The organism is Brevibacterium spongiae, from assembly GCF_026168515.1.
In the GTDB taxonomy this organism is placed as follows: Bacteria; Actinomycetota; Actinomycetes; order Actinomycetales; family Brevibacteriaceae; genus Brevibacterium; species Brevibacterium spongiae.
In genome coordinates, this window is record NZ_CP093443.1 from 2,585,342 (window position 1) to 2,605,006 (window position 19,665).

The following is a 19,665-nucleotide window of genomic DNA, read 5'->3' on the forward strand; positions in this document are numbered from 1 at the left end:
CCAAATCAAAGCATCACAGTGGGGCCAAATGGGGTTGACACACTCAGAAAGCCGAATCTCCCGAAACAATCAGCGAATGGACTGAACGTATCCCAAATGGACGATTGAATGATCCATCGGAAATCGCCGATGGGGTGGTTTTCCTCATGTCGAATGCAGCCAGAGGCATAACTGGAACGGTACTGCACATCGACGGTGGATACGCTGCCAGGTAGAGAAAAGAGTCCTCGATCTACTCTGTCCGTCCAGCACCATCGTCTGGGGCCATCAATACGTTTATTTACTTGTGACGCCTCAATAGCAAGATTCAGAATTTGTAATTGCCCAACCCCAGAACTCCACACCGGAATTCGGACGATCGCTTAATTCACCGTACTCTTTCGGCATTCCAATTGAACAGTGAATAACGAGATTCCACTCAAGGCGAGAGATAGAGCAGAGTCACCAATTACAGCTGCAAGAATTAAGAATTTTGTAATTTCTTATTATGACACGAAAGCCGTACACAGTACACAGAGCAATACAATTTCAAACTGACATTGGGAGATAACAATGAATCGACTCGGCGGAAAAGTAGCAGTCATTACTGGGGGCGCCGCAGGCATGGGGCGCATACAGTCTGAACTGTATGCGAGTGAGGGTGCACAAGTAGCGGTAGTAGATGTCAATGAACAAGAAGGCCGTGCCACTGCCGATGCGATAAGGGCCAGCGGCGGGGTTGCAAACTATTGGAAATTGGACGTTTCTGACGAGTCTGAAGTTGAAACAGTCGTCTCCGACATTGCCAAGAGATTCGGTGCGATTAACGTACTAGTGAACAACGCAGGCGTCACCGGTGCTGATAAACCAACTCACGAGATCGACGAACGGGACCTGGACCTCGTACTGAGCGTCGATGTGAAAGGAGTATTCTTCATGACAAAACACTGCATCCCCTACCTTAAACATGCTGGCGGCGGAGCCATCGTCAACTTCGCGTCTATCTATGGTCTGGTGGGGTCGCAGGAGCTTACCCCGTACCACGCAGCCAAAGGTGCGGTCGTTGCCCTTACCAAACAGGACGCGGTGACTTACGGACCGTCAAATATCCGAGTGAATGCGGTAGCACCCGGAACCATTTTGACTCCACTAGTCAAGGAGCTCGGTTCAAGGGGCCCCGATGGCTTAGATGGATATACTAAACTTATGGGTGCCAAGCATCCGCTTGGTCGGGTAGGAACCCCCGAAGAAGTCGCGGCAGCAACATTGTTTCTGGCATCCGAAGAAGCTTCGTTCATTACTGGCGCCGTCCTTCCCGTTGACGGTGGATATACTGCGCAGTGACATTCTCAGGACGCGGGCGCAATTCTTGTGACGGAATTGGTTCACCTCGCCTGTATACAGCCCCTCACAAAAACTGCAATAAACGGCCGGACGAGACACCGATTTTTGAAGTTGACAGGATTACGCACTTTTCCGGACAGACGTAGCTGTGATCGGCTAACCATAGACGTTGGATGGCTTTTTCGACGACGATCGACTCGGTCACAATACGCAGGAATAGATGTTGGTCGGTGAGCCTGTGTACACGAAGTTATATTTTGGTAACCCCTCGGCATAGATCGCAGTTGGGGCAGTGGCGTCTGACTCAAACCGCCGGACGACAAATCATCGGCGAAAGTAGCCGGTCCGCATCTCGAACTGCACTGGTCACAAGATAGAGCTTCATCGATGCCCGAGGCACACGCCTAGTACGGGAATCAACGAGTGTTCGATAACCTCGGCGCAGAGGCCGAAGTCGGCCGTTCTCCCTGATGTTCCTGGCCCCGGCGAGATGACTAATGACTATGTTGTCGAACTCGTCGAGCACGCTCACCTCGAACTCAGCTCAGTCTTTGGACACGAGAGTCGGAGCGCACGCGTTCACCTCGGCAAGGAGGTGAAAGAGGTTCAACGTGAACGAATCGGCATTGTCGATGAGCAGAGTGCGGATCACGCTCGTCCCCTCACGTGTTGCGATCAATTAATAGATTGCTAAACGAGATCAGATCTGCGGTACGACTATTCGGAGCGACATTACTCATCGTATTAGACGTACTAGCCGTGGCTCTTGCGCCTCAGCGTCACGCTGATAGCGTCGCACTCAACCGCAGTCAGCGAATGAGGAAAGCCACGATGCTCAAAGCGATGAAATTGGCAACCTGGACGTTGCTCGCCATCGGGCTGTTCGTAAACTTGGCCTACATCGTGAACCCGAACAGCGGGCTTTACCCTGTGTCAACCCTCTCTTGCCCAGCAACGCAACGATTGCCCTTATGACTCCCATTCTTCGCAGCAGTCGCCGTCGAAACCATTAGTAGATCGGTTGAACTCAAGCCAACGTTCCAAGCGCGACGCCCCGGCTGTCTCCCCGGCTCAATTCCCCATCGTTTCTACGGTGTGCACCGACAACTGCGCCATGCACTTCGCTGAGAATTGAACAGTCGAAGATGCCTCGCCGCCGTAGACTGAGTATTTGAAGCTTTGGGGACCAGTCGATCGTGCGTTTGGGAGCCACCGATATTGCCGGTGGGGGCCAGCAGCCGGGACTATCGGGTCCACCAGCCACCCACCGACGGTTTCTCACGAATTCAGAGCAGCATGTTCACGCATGTTATGACTGCCAGTCTCGACCCAGATCGTGTTGTGCACGATTCGGTCCATGATCGCATCCGCGTGGACTCCAGACCCTAGTCGTTGATGCCAGTCCTTCTTCGCATACTGGGTACAGAACACCGTCGATGCCGTGTCGTAGCGGCGCTCGAGCAGTTCCAGCAGCATACTGCGCATAGCCTCATCGGGAGGATCGAGTAACCATTCGTCGATGACGAGGACGGTGAACGCGGCGTATTTCTTCAATAACTTCGTCGTGCCCAGCGGTTTGTCCTTTGCTAGTGCCCAGGCCTCTTCCAGATCAGGCATGCGAATGTAGTGAGCTCGGATCCGGTGCTGACAGGCTCGTTTTGCTAGAGCACATCCCAGATAGGACTTTCCCGAACCGGTGAATCCTTGGAACACGACGTTCTGGCCGCGGTCGATGAAGCCGCAGGTTCCTAGCTGCGCGATCACGTTCTGATCCAGTCCTCTCTCATCGACGCGGGACAGTTGCCGCAGGTCCGCTGCCGGGTATCGTAGTCCGGCCCGGCGGATGAGTCCTTCAACTTTGGCATGGTTGAACCTCGAGTGGGCTTCGTCGACGATCAACTGCAGGCGTTCATCGAAGCTCATTCCCATAGTCAGGTCCTCGTCCTGGGACTCGAGTGCCTCCAGCAAAGGTGTCGCACCCATCTCGCGCAGCTTGCGCTTGGTTTCTGTATCGATCGCCGTCACTGTCGGCCTCCTGCATAGTAGGAGGCTCCACGAACGTAACCGCCGTGCTCGACAGGCTGAGCCTCGTCGGCTCTGGTGTGGTCTTGCCCTGTGACCAGGATCGGGTTCACATGCGCATAGCGTGGGGACCTCACCGGACCGGCCAAAGCGATCCGGCAGGCCGCCTCGACCCTTTCAGCAGAGTAACGGCGGGCCAGCCTCAACACCGCCAGGGCCGGGTTGAGTCCTTGCTCGTCGATGGGAACAGACTCGAAAATGCGATCGATGACAACCAGTGCCGATGGACCGATCCGCTCGGCCCACCGGCGGGCTCGCGGTTTGTCCCACAGCTGGTACTTCTCGCCGACCGGCAGGTCGGCCTCATTCGTCCGATACTCATTCGCTGCCGTTACCGGTAGCAGCAGGTGCGTCGTGATCCTCTCATGGCCGGAATAGACCTCAAGACTGCGATCGGTGATTCGCAGATCAACCTTGGCGCCGATATGGGCAAACGGCACTGAATAATAGTTCCGCGCCCAACTGACATGCCCATTCCTGGCCACCCGGCGCCCGTAGACCCACCGGCTGATCTCGTAGGCAACCTGCGGCAATCGCCTCAGCAGTGGCTGCTCATCGGTGGTGAAGACGCTGAGTCTGGAACCTGGCCGCTTCTGGAAGGGCTCGGCGTTATAGGCTGCGACTCGCTCCTCGATCGCCGATGCCAGTTCCGGCAGCGAAGCAAACCGTCGGTCCCGAAGTCCCGCGATCACCCACGTGGCCACATGCCCGACAGTGTTCTCCACACTCGCCTTGTCTTTCGGTGCTCTGATCCGGCCCGGAAGCACTGCCGCCGAATAGTGGGCAGCCATTTCCCGATAAGCATCGTTGAGCACGACCTCACCATCGCGGGGATGAGCGATCACTCCGGTTTTGAGGTTGTCCGGCACGATCCTCGGCGTCGATCCGTCGAAAGCGGTGAACATTGCCACATGCGCCCGCAACCAGGAATCCTGGCTCATATCCAGACTCGGATACACGAACGCGTACCGGCTGAATGGCAGACACGCGACGAACAGATACACGGTCACAGGCTGACTCGCCCCCGACGGATACAGTCGCATCGTCGGCCCCGACCAATCGACTTCGATCGTCTGCGCGGCCTTGTGACCGACTCGGGAAGCGGCGCCAGTGACCAGCACATGACGTTGATAGGTGCGGCAGAACCGGTCGTAGCTCATCGCCGCATCACCAGCAGCAGCGCATGCATCGACATACTCGCCATGGAGGAGCTTCAGCGTCACCCCGACCCGAGCCATCTCCTTATGGATTCGTTCCCAGTCGGGTTGGGCGAACACACTGTGATGGTCGCCGCGGCCCGGGAACAACAGACTGTACACCTCACCATCGGGGCAGTCTTTGACATCATCCCAACTCAGGCCGGCAGCATTCGCGGCATCGAGGACTTGGGTGACAGACTTACGGGACATCGCCTGAGACGATGCAATAGCTCTTCCCGAGAGCCCCTCGGCCCGAAGCTGTAGAACCAGCTTCGCTCTGATCTTGCGTACCATGAATATTCTCCTTCTGCCGCGTGCCCTATACACGCGGCGGAAGGAGCTTATACGTCAGTGGCCCCCATGCACGCCATAGCTGGCCCCGAACCACACGATTATCTGATCAGGCGTCCGGCCCCCGAACCCACGATTGACGGCCCCCAATAAAGCGGATATTCAGTAGACCGCGCAGGAATTAGTCGACAGCCCACCGTCAGGGCCTCAGCGGTGGATCCACCCACCTCATCGAAGTCGCGTGCCGCACCGCTCATGTCCCTAACTCTATTCGGCAACGGCCTGTAATAGCAGTGACTTGGAGAGGAGGCAGAAGCACCTCCGGCGTCGCCACAGCGTAGAGCCGCCGCTGAGGAACTTGCAGGTCCACAGGCCCGTCAGCGCCAGCTTCAGTTCAGCGCATCACGCATAAGTCTTATCGTCCGTGATGTCGCTGCGCGACCTATCCTTGAGGAACTTCAGCGCAACCAACGTGATGACCGCCGAGACCAGGATGTACACCGACTGGATCGCCCCGGGTGTGGTGGAGGGCTTGATTCAACCGAGAGGATAGGAACATGCCCGCACCGAGTAAGTACCCTGCAGAAGTCCGTGACCGTGCCGTACGCATGGTCAACGAGAAGCTGACCAACGATCCGGCCCTGGCCGTGAGCACCGCGTGCCGACTGGTCGGTGAACAGATCGGAATCAACAAAAACACCCTCCGCAATTGGGTGAAGCAAAACCATGTGGATTCTGGCAAAACGCCAGGAATGACAACCGATGACAAGCACCGCATCACGGAGTTGGAAAAGGAGATCCGAGAACTGCGGCGGGCAAATGAGATTTTGCGGAAAGCGAGTGCGTATTTTGCCCAGGCGGAGCTCGACCGCCGCTGACGAATATCGATGATTTCATCGATGACAATCGTGACGAATTCGGAGTCGAGCCGATCTGTCGTGTCCTTTCCGGTACCGGGGTGCAGATCGCTGCGAGTTCATATTATGCCAGGAAGTCCCGCCCGGTCTCGGAGCGGGAACGCTCTGATGCCGTGTGGGATGAACGGATTCAGAAAGTTCATTCCGATAATCGCGGATTGTTTGGAGCACGGAAAATCTGGGTCATGCTCCGCCGGCTCTATCCCGACGAGCCGATCGCCAGGTGCACCGTCGAACGACGCATGCGCGCTCTGGGGCTGGCAGGGGTGAGCAACGCCCGGGCGACGACTACGACATGGCAGTCCAAGACCGCCTCGTACCCGAGTGACCTCGTCCAGCGGGATTTCACCGCCGATGCTCCTGACACTCGCTGGGTCGCCGATATCACCTATGTGCCGACGTGGAGTGGTTTCGTCTATGTCGCTTTCGTGATGGATTTGTTTTCCCGCATGATTGTTGGGTGGCGAGTCGATACGACTTTGCGGACCGATTTGGCGCTGGATGCTCTCGAGCACGCGTTATGGGAAAGGAAACGAAAAACCAGGAATACCGGCCAATTAATTCACCATTCAGACAAGGGAAGCCAATATGTTTCCATTGCTTACACAGAGCGACTACGCGAAGCAGGAATAGAAGCCTCGGTCGGCTCGACGGGTGATTCTTATGATAATGCCGCAGCCGAAGCGTTAAACAAACTATTTAAGAAAGAGGTGGTGTGGCGCGAAGGTCCGTGGACTGGTCGTGATGCTGTGGAATTCGCGACTTTGGAGTGGGTGCATTGGTATAACAACACCCGCCCACATTCGTACTGCAAGGACCTCGCTCCAGCGCAGCTCGACGAACACTACTACACTGAAGCCAGCCGGTCAGAGGTGGCTGGCGTACCGTTATGAGCTCTCCACTGAACTCGGGGCGATCCAGACACTGCATAGCCGGTTCCGAACTGGTGGATGAGCCAGGTCGCGATCAACGCAGCCGGACCGCCGGCGATGATCGACGAGAGCTGATATCCAAGGCCAGCACCCGTGTACCGAAGGTTCGTCGGGAACGACTCGGCGATAATCGATGCCTGCGGACCGTACTGCATGGCGTGAGGCACGAGGCCAAGGCACAGTGCAACGAACGCCAGCCAGGTGACGCCGCTATCGAGGAGCGCGAAGTAGATGAAGCCCCACACGCCCATGATCGCAGCACCCCAGGCGTAGATCTTCTTCCGCCCGATCGTGTCGGAATAGAGCCCGAACAATGGGACCAGAACGAACTCCACAGCCGCGGCAATCAGCGTACCGATGAGCACGAAGTTATACGTGTAATCGTGCCCGTTCGAGCCCGACGTCATATAGGAGAGCACGAAAGCCGTGACCACGTAGAACGGCATCTGCTCGGACATCCTCAGCAGAGCGGAGAGGATGATCTCCTTCGGGAACCGGCGGATGACCTGCAGCAGGGGCGCGGTCGTTGTGGTCTGCTCCGAGACCACTTTCGAAAACTGCGGAGTCTCCATGATCTTCAGCCGGATGTAGAGGCCGATGGCCACGAGCACCAAGCTGAGGAGGAACGGGACGCGGAATCCCCACGAAAGGAACGCATCCTTGCCGAAGATCCCGTTGAAGAGCGACATCAACCCGGTCGAGAGGATCAGACCGATCGCCACGCCGAGCTGCGGCCAACTGCCCATGAGGCCACGACGCTTCTGGTCGCCCCATTCCATGGACAGCAGCACCGAACCGCTCCACTCGCCGCCGACGGCGATTCCTTGAATCACGCGCAGGAGGATGAGGATTATTGGCGCAGCGTCACCCCAGGTGGCCGATCCCGGCAGAACGCCAATGAGGGCGGTCGAGATCCCCATCATCAGCAGGGTGACGATGAGCATGACCTTCCTGCCGATTCGATCACCCCAATGGCCGAAGATCGCTGCACCGACGGGGCGGGCGAGGAATCCGACGAAGTAGGTGGCGAATGCCGCCAGGGTACCGATATAAGGAGAAACGTCGGGGAAGAACAAGTGCGGAAACACCAACGCCGAGGCGGTTCCGTAGAGAAAATAGTCATACCATTCGATCGTGGTGCCGATGGTACTTGCGATGGCTGCGCGTCTGACCTGGACGTGATGTTCGTGATCAGCAGGTGCAGGATTCTTCAGTTGGGACATAACAGCACACTTAGTCGCGAAATCTTCATTGACAATTCGACGTTACGACTGTGCAAAACCATTTGACCCGTGGCTCAGAAAACTCCCAGCAATTGAAACCGAATCTCCACCTCCCTCGATTGGCTCAGACCCGCGGTGGTGAAATCAGCCACGGTAAGGTCGTCTCATGCCGATGCCAAAGAAAGCGAAGTCTCACCGGGCTTCGAGTCGCGCGTTCTCAGTCATCGCCGCCGCGTGGCTGTCCGGTGTATTGGGACTCTTCATTGTGTGGCTGCTGGCTCCAGACTCGCTGCCGGATGGACAATGCAGCGGACTGGGCTTCGGTTGCACTCTCACTGCTCGCGATTCGATCGCATTTGCTGGCTTCTTCTTTGCCCTGCCGGTCACCATATTCTGGTTCGTTGCTGGAGCAATCGCGACTTCTCTTTTCGGACGGTTCAGCACGCTCAGCTGGCAATGGATCGCACTCATCTCTCTCGGGATCTGCATAGCAACGGGTGTTCTTGCCATTGGTGCGGTAGTAATGCTCTTCTAAGGCTTCGTAAGACCTGAGTCACGTCTGTCTCGCTCCGTCTCAGGCTCGCTCAGAGTCGCCGTCGTCTTTCTACTGCACAGCGGCCGACGTGCTGATTTCAACCACATACGCCATTGAACGAATCGCTCTGATTCTTCGCCAAGCGGTGAGACATTCCGGTTTCCACTACGTGCGTCGACAAACTCGCGCACTCGTCGAATCCCATGCAGCGCATTGACCAACCACACCTCGTGACCGAACAGTTCCTCGGGCAGTGCGCGACGAAATTCAACAGGAATCGACCGCGAACGAGCCACGTCCAGCACTACCGCCGAGGTCACGCCAGACAATGCCCCCAGCTCAAGAGTTGGAGCGCAGAGAGTCTGTCCCTCCCACCACAGCAGGCTCGTTGTTGCACCTTCGATGACGAAGCCATCATCGCTGAGCAACAGCACCTCAGAACAATCAAAGTCGGCCTTCGCTCGTGCCAACAGCTGGCTGAGCAGAGCAATGTCTGGGCCCTTTCGACCGGGGGTGATGCGTGGATCGGGATGTGACGGGACTTGAACCTGTAACTCACGAGTTCTTTCAGGGGCTGGTCTCAGCCGGAAGGCCAGCACAGGCTCGGCCCTAGCAGATGGTTCAAGTACGTCCACTCGCGGGAACCACTCCCCTGTCTCTGGGATCAGACTGATGACTGCAGCCCAAAAATCATCACTGACCATTTCGGCCACACCAAGCTGAGAAACCGCATCCCCGAACCGTTCCCGATGGCGATCAAACGCTCGCACGCACCCGTCCTCTACGAACCACGAGTCCGCTGCCTTAAGCAACCACGCACTGATGTCCGCAGCCGTCTCCTCTAAACGGCAGTCCCTCGGATCCCACAAATACACGCTCATGCTTCAGCTCCGCCCGTACGTTCGGCAACATCAGTGCCGAGAGTTTGGGTCACCTCGGCGGGGATCACTGAAATGAGTTCCTGATCGGCCTCAGCAGAATACAGGGTCGCGCCAGGGAACTCCGCCCCGCCGAGCAACCTCAACAATGGCGCCGCCTTCACCACGGTCTCGGCATACTCCTCGTCGGAATCGGAGAGCGCGACGATCGCTCCACCGACCCCATACCGCAGCGTCTCGTCACTGACCACAAGCGTGCGGATGACGACGCTGAGATCGACGGCACCATCCAACGAAAAGTACCCGACCGCACCGCTGTAGATCCCACGCGCTCCGGCCTCGAGCTCATCGATGAGAGACATCGTCCGCAGCTTGGGCGCCCCGGTCATCGACCCTGGCGGGAACGCCGCCCGCACACACGCCACCGGGCTGGCGGCCTCGGCCAACCGCGAGCTCACCGTCGAGACCATCTGATGCACCGTCGCATACGACTCGATCCCGAACAGCGTGTCCACCTGCACAGATCCCAGCTCGCCCGTGTGCCCGAGATCGTGCCGCACGAGATCGACGATCATGAGATTCTCCGACCGATCCTTCACCGAGGCGGCCAGTTCAGCCTTGATCGCTTCGTCCTCGGTCGGTGTCGCTCCCCTGGGGCGAGTGCCCTTGATCGGTTTCGACTCGACCCGACCGTCGGCACGGATACGCAGAAACCGCTCCGGCGACGTGCTGAGAATCGCCGCCTCGCGTGTGCGGATGAATGCCCCGAACGGCGTCGGATTGTCATCACGCAGCCGCAGATACATATCCAGCGGAGTTTCGTGCGGGTTGGCGGTGCCCTCGAGCATGTTTGTCAGGCACACCTCATAGGTCTCGCCGTCGGTGATCTTCTGCTGCACCTGATCGATGAGGTCGAGGTAGTCGTGCTGGCTGTGGCGAGCCGACAAGGTTGGGTGGTGTCGTTCAGTTTGGTTTGTGGTGTCAATCTTCGCCGAGGTGGCTCTCTGGTTGTCTATATTGTTGAGTTCGTCGGTGGGGATCGATGTTATCCGTGCTCGCATCTGGTCGAACCATCGTTTGGTCGCATTGAGGCCAGTGGGGTCGTCGGGTTCGCGCAGCCCCAGGAGGTAGATGCGGTCGGTGTCGTGGTCGATAACGAGAGCACGGTCGAGGAACATCATCACTGCATCGGGCAGGTCGGACTCATGCTTGTTCGGCGATCCGTCCTCAGCCTTGAGTTCATAGCCGAGGTAGCCGACCCATCCGAGCCGGAACTCGAACGGCAGTTCGGGGGCGTCCTCTCCTGTGGAAGTGAGCGCAGCTTCAGTCACGGCGAGTTCGACCTGCGTGCTGGCGAGCTCGGCTTCGAGCCAGTCGAAGAAGGCAGAGGTTTCTATGACGACGGCCTGTTCGCCCGATTCTTCGCGAGATCCGATGCCAGAGCGGACCGCTTCGCTCGTTTGGACCGTGACCGTTCCGTCCGGCACTGAGGCGGTCGCGATTTTACTCAGCGGACCTGTCGGTGCGCCCATGATCGAGAACCTCGAGGAGGCATTGCCAGGCAGGTTCCCGTCGAGCCACACAACCTCGGGCTCGCTACCGAAGAACTCGGCGAAAAGACGGGCGTCGGGGACCGTCTGCGGAAGTTCATCGGTGTCGAGGACGTATCGGCGCCGTGGGGCAGGGATATCGGTGGCCGGCTGAAGCGGAGTGATCTCTGTAGACGTCCCCGCGGGGACGTCAAAATGAAAAGCGTCATCGGCACCTCGGCCAAGACCGGCGGGCCTCACCCTATTTTGGCCATTCCATTCCACGGTCAACGCCACGAAGTTCCGCAATAGTGCCCGAGCCTGGTCCGAAGCGATCGATTCCGGATGAAACTGAACTCCCCATTGCGGTCTGGTTCGATGCCGCAGTGCCTGGACGACCCCGTCTTCGGACCACGCGGTCGCCTCCAGGCAAACGGGCAACTCTGTCACCGCGAGCGAGTGATAACGCACAGCGGAGAAAGGCGACGGAACACCGGCGAACAGCCCGGTCCCAGTATGGCGAATCGCAGAGACTCGGCCGTGCCGGGGCTCCGGCGCATGTACCACCTCTCCCCCGTGCACATGGGCGATCCCCTGGTGGCCGAGGCATACGCCAAGAACGGGAATCGGCGAGTGCTCGATGACCTCGGCACAGATGCCGAAGTCGGCCGACTTCTCCGGTGTTCCTGGCCCAGGCGAGATGACGACGTTGTCGAACTCGTCGAGCACACTCACATCGAGCTCGGCCCAATCATTGGGCACAAGCGTCGGAGCGCACTCGTTCACCTCGGCGAGGAGGTGAAAAAGATTGAGCGTGAACGAATCAGCGTTGTCGATGAGCAGAGTGCGGATCACGCTCGTCTCCTCGCGATCTACGATTGTCGAACATATAACTCCGGCGAATCCTACCGTCCACACTTCGTGCACAACGAGCAGTGTGACTCCGAGTGAAGGCGAGAGCACCTACGACACAGATAAGGATCCAAATCCGCGCCTATTCCCCTGTCAGGTAGTCACCGCAACTCACACTGAATTCTTTGACGCGCCGTCTCCTCGAGAACCAATAATCAAATAAGGTTTACACAACGAAAAGCAAAATCGTAACAATCCGGTTCCACTCACGAACGCCAGGCTTCCACAATAAAGCCCAACGCAAGAATGATTAATCCTACTACGGTGAACCCTGCACCCCAACCGATCTGGGCCGGTTCGATCGGAGTCTCTGAGCCGGCAGTTATGGCAGCGAGCAGCATTGGGGCGCCAATACCCGAGCACAGACCGCCTACAGCCGTAGTGGCATTTGACAGCAAAGATGCGCCTCCACCCGAGACCAATCTCTTATGCGCCCACTCGACGTCTTCTATAGTTAAATATGGATCTCTTCTGTGCGATCCTGATTTTAAGATGGCAAGCCGATAGAGTTCTTTCCTAACGCTTTCATTAATCAAGAGAATTTCAGCAGTGACCTCAGGAGTCAACTTTCGTTTTCCCTTAGAGCTACGCTCTATTTCTGATCTAGTAGCGAGTGCAACTTGAACGAAAGCAGCGTCATCACCATCAATCTCTACAGGCTCGAAACCTTCGTCAAAGACTTTCCCGCTTTCACCAAAATCAAAGTTCGCATCAGTACCCTCGTCCACAAGGTCCGGACTACCTTCATAGGCATCTTCACCTAAACCCATCGTCGACCTTATTATCTAGAATATAAAACTTTCCGTCCTTGCTATCATGAACAACTTTTATGCGATTTTCATTTTTAGCAAACTTATCAGTTCTACGATCCTTCTTAATTCCGTTCCGGAAGCTCCAAATAGAGAACATAGACACTACAAGGCTCAGCGAGGCCATCACGACCGTAATAACAGAACTTGACTTGTTCGTGCTATCAAATTCGATTCCAAAACTCGTTACAACAACGACCGAAACAACAATTAAAGAAAGTACAGACAGTCCAATACCGGAAATATACAACAGGTTTCGTCGCCTTCGTGAGCGAATTCTCTCTTCAATTAGAAGGTTATGTACCTGGTCGTTATCGCGCTGCAACGAGACAAGTCGAGCAAGTTGTAGAGATTGCTGATCTACGGAGCCAGCAAGATCCCACGAGTCCACCACTGCCTTCGAACGTAGAGCCTTAGCTGTCGGGCGGTCTTCTGTGTTATTCATCAGTCTTCCTCCCAACTCGCACTTGGCCCGTGTCGAGTCCAGTATAGCTGCGGTACCTAGAAGTTTTGAGTGGTGTGGGGTCGTGCCAATGCAGGCATCTCAGCCGAGCACCATCCGTCGAGTCGACTCCTCGAGCTCAGCTGCCTCGGCGAGCAACGACTCTTCCGAGTCCGCACCCGCACGGACGTATCGTCCGGTGAACGCATCCAACGTTCCTGAGGCCAAGGCCACAGCAAGACCGATTACCTGCTCTGGGCTCGTCCAGTCGTCGCCCTGTCGGAAGTCGTGGACGGGCATTGACTTCGTCATCGCGGTCTCGACGACACCGGGTGCCATCTCGAAGATCCGCAGTCCCTTGTCGTGGCCGAAGTGAACAACGGAATCGGCGATGCGGAACAGCGCCGCCTTCGACGCCGAGTACACGGCATACGCAGGTGTGCCCTTCGCTCCCGATCCCGAATTGAGGTCGATGATCCGGCTGGGACGGCCCGTCGCCGAGGCTGCGCCGATGAGCACCGGGGCGAAGATATTGACCATGAGCGCGACGCCGAGCACGTTCGCGTCGACGACGGACTTGATGCTCTCCGGATCCGCGTCCCACAGCGGCCCCTCGGTCGTCTCGATGCGCCCGGCATTGTTGATCAGCACCTGCAGGCGCCGTCCGGTCTCGGCCTCGACCGCGTTCACGGACTCACGCAGAGCCTTCACCGCGGCGATATCGTCGGTGCGCAACCCGACCCCGGTGACCGCTCCCCCAGTCGCCTCGCCGATCTCGTCGGCCGCGTCCTCAGCACTGCTCGCCGAGGTTGCCGTGACGATCACGTGATACCCGGCCGTCGCGAACGCCTCCGACAGGTGACGTCCGATTCCGCGGGCACCGCCGGTGATGAGTGCGATCGTCTCCGCCGGGACTGCGGTGGCCTCAGGTGCGGTCTCGCCGGTGGGCAAGGTGGTTCCGTAGGGCAGCTTCTCGGACATATCAGGGCTCCTCAGCGATGATCGGTTTCGGGTGGTCGATTGTAGTGGAGTGCGGTGCGGGTACGGCAGAACCCGGCCGGAAACGCTCGCGTTCCGACCGGGCCCTGTTACGCACTGTTCTCAGCTGCGGACTTCGGCGCCGTGACGTTCGGCGGCCAAGGCGGTGGCGGCCTCACGCATGGCCGAGGCTTCATCGGCCTTGAGCGTGCGATCCGGTGCCCGGAACGTCAACCGGAACGCCAGGGACTTCTTGCCCTCCGGCAGCTGGTCGCCGGTGTAGAGGTCGAAGGTCTCGAGCAGTTCGAGCTCCTCCCCTGCACCTTCGCGCAGAGTCGCGGCCAGAGTCTGCGTGGGCAGTTCGGCATCGACGATGAGCGCGACATCCTGACGCGATACCGGGTAGGTCGACAGCGCACCGTCCCAGGCGCGCAGATCCTCCTGAGCCAACAGCGCATCGAGGTCGATCTCGAAGGCGACGGTCCGGGCCGGCAGGCCGAGGTTCTCGCACACCTTCGGGTGCAGCTCACCGGCATGGCCGAAGACCTGCCCGTCGGCGAGGACGAACTTCGCGGCCCGACCCGGATGCCACGGGGCAATCTGGTCGGCCTCGACGGTGACCTCGAGTCCGTTGACGGAGGCGATCCTGCGCACGGTGTCGATGACATCGGTGGCCTCGGCCTTCCGACCCTTGCCCCAGACGCCGGGCAGCTCCGCATTGCCGGAGATGATCCCCGCGTAGTGGTACGGCTGGGCCGGCACCGAGGCGTAGATCTTCTCGAGCTCGTCATCGCTCGGGTGGTAGCCCGGCAGGTGACGCGGTCCTGGTCCTTCGGGCAGTCCCGCCGAGGTGGACACGAGTCCGGCCTCGAAGAGCGCAACATCCTTGGCCCCGCGGCCCTGGTTGCGTACCACAAGCTCGACGAGAGTCGAGAGCAGGTTCGTGCGCATGAGCGGCAGATCTTCGGACATCGGGTTGGCCAGACGCACGTGCTTGCGCCGCACATCGTCGGCTTCCAGACGCAGCTGGTCATCCCGCTTGTCGTTCGTGAACGGGTAGGACAGCACCTCGGTGAACCCGTCGGCGGCCAGCAGGTTCGAGATCCTCCGACGCGTCTTCTGCGCGGTAGTCAGTCCGTTGCCGGCACGAGCGGCGGGCTGGACGGATGGAATCCGGTCGTAGCCGCCGGTGCGGGCGACTTCTTCGACGAGGTCGACGTCGTCGGTGATGTCCGTGCGCCAGCTGGGCACGGTCACGGACACGGTCTCATCTTCCTTAGCCGACACGGTCGCACCGATGCCCTCGAGCAGGGCGGTCACCTCGGCGACCGAATAATCGATGCCGACCAACGACGCGACACGGGCAACCTTGAGGTCGAGCACGGTCGGTTCGGGAGCCTGCCCGATCTGTGTGGTCGCCGGGCTGAGCGTTCCGCCGCCGAGTTCGACGAGCAGGTCCGCGCAGCGACGTGCGGCCACAGGCCCGAGCTTCGGGTCGACGCCGCGCTCGAAACGACGCGAAGCCTCCGAAGACAGCTTGTGACGACGCGAGGTGCGGGCGATGGAGATCGGGTCGAAGTGTGCGGCCTCGATGACGATGTCGGTCGTCTGGTCGTTGACCTCGACGTCTGCGCCGCCCATGACTCCGGCCAGGCCGATGATCTTCCCGCCCTTGCCGCTGGCACCGGCACCGCGGTCGGTGATGAGCAGATCCTCGGGGTCAAGCTTTCGCTCGACATCGTCGAGGGTCGTGAACTTCTCACCGGCGGTGGCACGACGGACGACGATCTCGTCACCGAGCAGCGCGGTGTCATAAGCGTGCAGCGGCTGCCCGAGTTCGAGCATGACGTAGTTCGTGACGTCGACGGTCAGGCTGATCGGGCGCATTCCCGCCTGCTGCAGGCGACGCTGCATCCAGAACGGAGTCTTCGCCTGAGGGTCCAGACCGGTGACCTGAACGGCGGTGAACTGGTCACAGCCGGCCACCTCGTTGATGGGGTTCGAATCCTCGATCGACACCGGGAAACCATCGTCGGTGGCAGCGTTGGTGGGTGCCACCTCGGCGGATCCGATATCGGTGAAGGACTGGCCCTTCATCTGCGCATATTCACGGGCGATGCCGCGCATCGACAGCTGGTAGCCGCGGTCGGGGGTGACGTTGACGTCGAGGGTGACCTGGTCGAGGCCGAGCAGGGCGATCGCGTCATCGCCGGGCTCACCGGTCAGGCCGAGGTCCTTCAGCACGATGATGCCGGAATGGTCCTCGCCGAGGCCGAGCTCCTTGGCCGAGCAGATCATACCGTCGGAGATGTGCCCGTAGGTCTTCCGAGCTGCGATCGCGAAGTCACCGGGCAAGACTGCTCCGGGCAGGCAGGCGACGATGAGGTCACCGGCTTCGAAGTTATGAGCACCGCAGATGATGCCGCGGCTGGGTCGCTCCTCGCCGGGCTGCGGGTCCTTCGGGTTGTCGGCAGCTTCGTTGTGTTCGGGTCCGACGTCGACGCGGCACCAGTTGATGGTCTTGCCGTTCGAGTGCTCTTCCTTGACCAGTTCGAGCACGCGTCCGACGACGAGGGGGCCGGTGATCTCAGGACCGAAGAAGTCCTCTTCCTCGAGGCCGACGGCCGCGAATTCGGCGGCGAGGGCATGGGGGTCGGTGTCATGAGGCAGATCGACATAGTCGGCCAGCCAGTTCAGTGGGACGCGCATATCAAGCCTTCATTCCGAAACGGGCCGAGAAGCGCACATCGCCTTCGACCATGTCATGCATATCGTTGATTCCCTCGCGCAGCATCAGGGTGCGCTCGATGCCCATGCCGAAGGCGAAGCCCTGGTAGACGTCGGGGTCGATGCCGGCGGCGCGCAGCACATTGGGGTGGACCATGCCGCAGCCGCCCCATTCGATCCAGCCGGGGCCGCCGACCTTGTTGGGGAACCAGAAGTCCATCTCCGCGCTCGGTTCGGTGAACGGGAAGAAGCTCGGGCGCAGCCGGGTCTTCGACTCAGGGCCGAACATCTCGCGGGCGAAGCCGTCGAGGGTGCCCTGCAGGTTCGCCATGGTCAGGCCCTTGTCGATGGCGATGCCTTCGATCTGGTGGAAGACCGGGGTGTGCGTGGCGTCGAGCTCATCGGTGCGGAAGGTCTTGCCCGGGCACACGATATAGAGCGGCACGCCGCGCTCGAGGAGTGAGCGTGACTGCACCGGCGAGGTGTGGGTGCGCAGGACGAGGCCGGCCTCCGGGGGCTCGACGAAGAAGGTGTCCTGCATCTGGCGCGCAGGATGGTCGGGGCCGAAGTTGAGCGAGTCGAAGTTCAGCCACTCGGATTCGATCTCGGGGCCTTCGGCGATCTCCCAGCCGAGGCCGACGAAGTAGTCCGCGGCCTGTTCCTGGATGAGGCTCAACGGATGGCGAGCGCCGAGGCGGCGACGATCCGTGGGCAGGGTGACGTCGATGGCCTCTTCGATGAGGACCGCGGCATCACGTTCGGCTTCGAGCTCGGCCAGGCGTGCGTCGTGGGCCTGCTTGACCTGTCCCCTGGACTTGCCGACGATCTTGCCGGCGGCGGCCTTATCGGCCTTGTCGAGTGAGCCGATGGCCCGGTTGGCGAGTGCCAACGGGGCCTTGTCACCGGTGTGGTCGATCTTCGCCTGCTTGAGGTCGTCGAGTGTGGTCGCGTCCGCGAATGCCTGCAGGGCCGCGTCGACGGCCTGCTTCACGGCCGACTCGTCCAAGGGGTCGAGTTGGTCTGTCATCAATGTCCTTTTGTCCGTGTCGATGGGACGTCGTATCTCTTCGGTTTCAGTCTATCGTCTCCGGTCGGAACGGCTGGGGCCACGTCCGCTGGGTGGGTGGGAGTATCACCTCGCCGAGGTGGCCATGCGGTTCCGCACGTCCGCTGGGTGGGTGGGCCGCCTCGGTGCGGGTGGTGTGGGGTCGGTCATAGGGTTCGCGGCGTCAAACGCGTAGGGTCGGGGGCATGAGCACTCAACGCGCATCCGATGTCATGGTCAGGGCCCTGGAGAACGAGGGCGTCGAACGCATCTTCGGCATCCCCGGCGAGGAGAACATCGACTTCCTCGATTCCCTACGGCAGTCCTCGATCGAATTCGTCCTCACCCGGCACGAGCAGGCCGCCGCGTTCATGGCCGCCACCTACGGGCGGCTGACCGGCAAGCCGGGAGTGTGCATGACGACGCTGGGCCCGGGCGCGCTCAATCTCGCGACCGGCGCCGCGTACGCCCACCTCGGCGGGATGCCGGTGATCATGATCACCGGTCAGAAGGGCATTCGCACGGCCGAGCAGGCGGCGTTCCAGATGGTCAACACGGTGGCGACGATGGATCCGCTGACGAAGTCGAGCCGGCAGATCACCTCGGCGGCGATGATTCCGACCATGGTGCGCGAGGCTTTCCGCGTCGCTCAGGCCGAACGTCCCGGACCTGTCCATCTCGAGCTGCCCGAGGATATTGCGGGTCTGCCCGTTGAGGCGTTCGAGCTCATCGAACCGCATACGAACGGTCGTCCTGTGGCCAGTGAGACGGCGATCGCGAACGCGGCGAACGTCATTCGGGAAGCCAAGGCGCCGCTGCTCATGCTCGGCGCGGATGCGTCGCGCTCCGACTGCAGCGATTCGCTCTCGGCCTTCGTCGCCGGGATGCGCATCCCCTACGTCACCACGCAGATGGGCAAGGGATCGGTGTCGGGATCCTCGGAGCTCTACGTCGGCACGGCGGCGCTGACCGACCGTGACTATGTCCACGACGCGATCGAGGCCGCCGATGTCATCGTCACCATCGGCCACGACACGACGGAGAAGCCGCCGTTCACGATGGGCGACTACGGCCCGACCGTCGTCCACGTCGGCTACCGTTCAGCGGTGGTCGAGCAGGTGTATTTCCCGCAGTTCGAGGTCATCGGTGACCTGGGTCCGTCCCTGGACAGACTCGCCGAGGTGCTCGGTGGTCCCGTGCCCACCGCCGAGGCGATCCTGCCGATGCGTGATGACATCCTCATCAAGATCCACGAAGGAGCTGATGAGGATCGGTTCATCCCACAGCGGATCGTCCAGGAGGTCCGCGACGTCATGCCCGTCGACGGGATCGTCGCCTTGGACAACGGGATGTACAAGATCTGGTTCGCCCGCAATTACCGCACCACCAGGGCGAACACCTTGCTGCTCGACAATGCGCTGGCGACGATGGGCGCGGGGCTGCCTTCGGCGATCGGTGCGAAGCTGTCCTACCCCGAGCGTCGGGTGATGGCGGTCGTCGGCGACGGCGGATTCATGATGAACAGTCAGGAGATGGAGACCGCGGTGCGGCTGGGGCTGGACCTCGTCGTGCTCATCCTCGAAGACGACGCCTACGGCATGATCCGGTGGAAGCAGGAAGCCGATGGGATGCCTGACTTCGGGCTGACGTTCAACAACCCCGACTTCGTGAAGTACGCCGAATCGTACGGGGCGACCGGCACCCGCGTCGAGACTGTCGACGGCATTAGTGATGCCTTGGAGAACGCGTTCGCTGCCGGCGGCGTGCACGTCGTGGTCGTGCCCATCGACTACTCGGAGAACAAGCGCGTGCTCATCGATGAGTTGGGGAAGCGGTAAGGCGC

Annotated in this window: 15 protein-coding genes, 1 pseudogene and 1 other annotated feature; of the genes and pseudogenes, 5 read left to right on the forward strand and 11 right to left on the reverse strand. The window is 59.9% G+C overall.

The window, feature by feature from the left end:
- Positions 1-65: 65 nt before the first annotated feature.
- Both L1F31_RS11570 and L1F31_RS11575 read left to right on the forward strand, forming a co-directional pair.
- Positions 66-215, forward strand: a pseudogene (locus tag L1F31_RS11570) (SDR family oxidoreductase); the annotation flags it as partial.
- Between the two features lie 337 nt (positions 216-552).
- Positions 553-1,323, forward strand: a complete 771-nt coding sequence (locus L1F31_RS11575; protein ID WP_265417439.1) for an SDR family NAD(P)-dependent oxidoreductase — start codon at positions 553-555, stop codon at positions 1,321-1,323.
- A 381-nt stretch (positions 1,324-1,704) separates the two neighbouring features.
- Here the strand turns inward: L1F31_RS11575 and L1F31_RS19055 are convergent, their stop codons facing one another.
- The 3 genes from L1F31_RS19055 to istA all read right to left on the reverse strand — a co-directional run bounded on the left by L1F31_RS19055 (position 1,705) and on the right by istA (position 4,898).
- Positions 1,705-1,815: a glutamine amidotransferase-related protein gene (locus L1F31_RS19055; protein ID WP_265420430.1), complete on the reverse strand. Its 111-nt coding sequence runs from the start codon at positions 1,813-1,815 to the stop codon at positions 1,705-1,707.
- Between the two features lie 786 nt (positions 1,816-2,601).
- Positions 2,602-3,348, reverse strand: coding sequence for an ATP-binding protein (locus tag L1F31_RS11585; protein WP_283255771.1), 747 nt, complete (start codon positions 3,346-3,348; stop codon positions 2,602-2,604).
- Positions 3,345-4,898, reverse strand: coding sequence for an IS21 family transposase (gene istA, locus L1F31_RS11590; RefSeq protein ID WP_265417440.1), 1,554 nt, complete (start codon positions 4,896-4,898; stop codon positions 3,345-3,347). Before istA ends, L1F31_RS11585 begins: the two co-directional genes overlap by 4 nt.
- A 554-nt stretch (positions 4,899-5,452) precedes the next feature.
- Here istA and L1F31_RS11595 point away from each other — a divergent pair.
- Positions 5,453-6,705 (forward strand): IS3 family transposase gene (locus tag L1F31_RS11595; RefSeq protein WP_429860926.1). Its coding sequence is split into 2 segments (ribosomal slippage): positions 5,453-5,744 and positions 5,744-6,705, totalling 1,254 coding nucleotides; the frame shifts between segments, so codons are not numbered across the junction.
- Positions 5,737-5,868, forward strand: a sequence feature (AL1L pseudoknot). (Overlaps the previous gene by 132 nt.)
- Here L1F31_RS11595 and L1F31_RS11600 read toward each other — a convergent pair.
- Positions 6,660-7,967 carry an MFS transporter gene (locus L1F31_RS11600; RefSeq protein ID WP_265417442.1) on the reverse strand — a complete coding sequence of 436 codons (1,308 nt, stop codon included), beginning with the start codon at positions 7,965-7,967 and terminating at the stop codon, positions 6,660-6,662. The genes L1F31_RS11595 and L1F31_RS11600 overlap by 46 nt on opposite strands.
- Positions 7,968-8,133: 166 nt before the next feature.
- Between L1F31_RS11600 and L1F31_RS11605 the strand changes: the two genes are divergently transcribed.
- Positions 8,134-8,502, forward strand: a complete 369-nt coding sequence (locus tag L1F31_RS11605) for a hypothetical protein (protein ID WP_265417443.1) — start codon at positions 8,134-8,136, stop codon at positions 8,500-8,502.
- Here L1F31_RS11605 and L1F31_RS11610 read toward each other — a convergent pair.
- The 7 genes from L1F31_RS11610 to L1F31_RS11640 form a co-directional block, all read right to left on the reverse strand.
- A complete protein-coding gene (locus L1F31_RS11610) occupies positions 8,499-9,383 on the reverse strand; it encodes an aminotransferase class IV (RefSeq protein ID WP_265417444.1) in 885 nt (294 codons plus the stop codon). The genes L1F31_RS11605 and L1F31_RS11610 overlap by 4 nt on opposite strands.
- On the reverse strand, positions 9,380-11,764 hold the full coding sequence (gene pabB / locus L1F31_RS11615; RefSeq protein ID WP_265417445.1) for an aminodeoxychorismate synthase component I: 2,385 nt from the start codon (positions 11,762-11,764) through the stop codon (positions 9,380-9,382). Before pabB ends, L1F31_RS11610 begins: the two co-directional genes overlap by 4 nt.
- 263 nt (positions 11,765-12,027) lie before the next feature.
- A complete protein-coding gene (locus tag L1F31_RS11620) occupies positions 12,028-12,591 on the reverse strand; it encodes a hypothetical protein (RefSeq protein ID WP_265417446.1) in 564 nt (187 codons plus the stop codon).
- Positions 12,578-13,075 carry a hypothetical protein gene (locus L1F31_RS11625; protein ID WP_265417447.1) on the reverse strand — a complete coding sequence of 166 codons (498 nt, stop codon included), beginning with the start codon at positions 13,073-13,075 and terminating at the stop codon, positions 12,578-12,580. The genes L1F31_RS11620 and L1F31_RS11625 overlap by 14 nt, the downstream gene beginning before the upstream one ends.
- A gap of 99 nt (positions 13,076-13,174) precedes the next feature.
- Positions 13,175-14,053: an SDR family NAD(P)-dependent oxidoreductase gene (locus L1F31_RS11630; RefSeq protein ID WP_265417448.1), complete on the reverse strand. Its 879-nt coding sequence runs from the start codon at positions 14,051-14,053 to the stop codon at positions 13,175-13,177.
- Between the two features lie 120 nt (positions 14,054-14,173).
- Positions 14,174-16,759, reverse strand: a complete 2,586-nt coding sequence (gene pheT / locus L1F31_RS11635) for a phenylalanine--tRNA ligase subunit beta (protein WP_265417449.1) — start codon at positions 16,757-16,759, stop codon at positions 14,174-14,176.
- A gap of 1 nt (position 16,760) precedes the next feature.
- Positions 16,761-17,804 carry a phenylalanine--tRNA ligase subunit alpha gene (locus L1F31_RS11640; RefSeq protein WP_265417450.1) on the reverse strand — a complete coding sequence of 348 codons (1,044 nt, stop codon included), beginning with the start codon at positions 17,802-17,804 and terminating at the stop codon, positions 16,761-16,763.
- A 224-nt stretch (positions 17,805-18,028) separates the two neighbouring features.
- On the opposite strand from L1F31_RS11640, the gene L1F31_RS11645 reads away from it, so the two are divergent.
- On the forward strand, positions 18,029-19,660 hold the full coding sequence (locus tag L1F31_RS11645) for an acetolactate synthase large subunit (protein ID WP_265417451.1): 1,632 nt from the start codon (positions 18,029-18,031) through the stop codon (positions 19,658-19,660).
- Positions 19,661-19,665 lie beyond the last annotated feature (5 nt).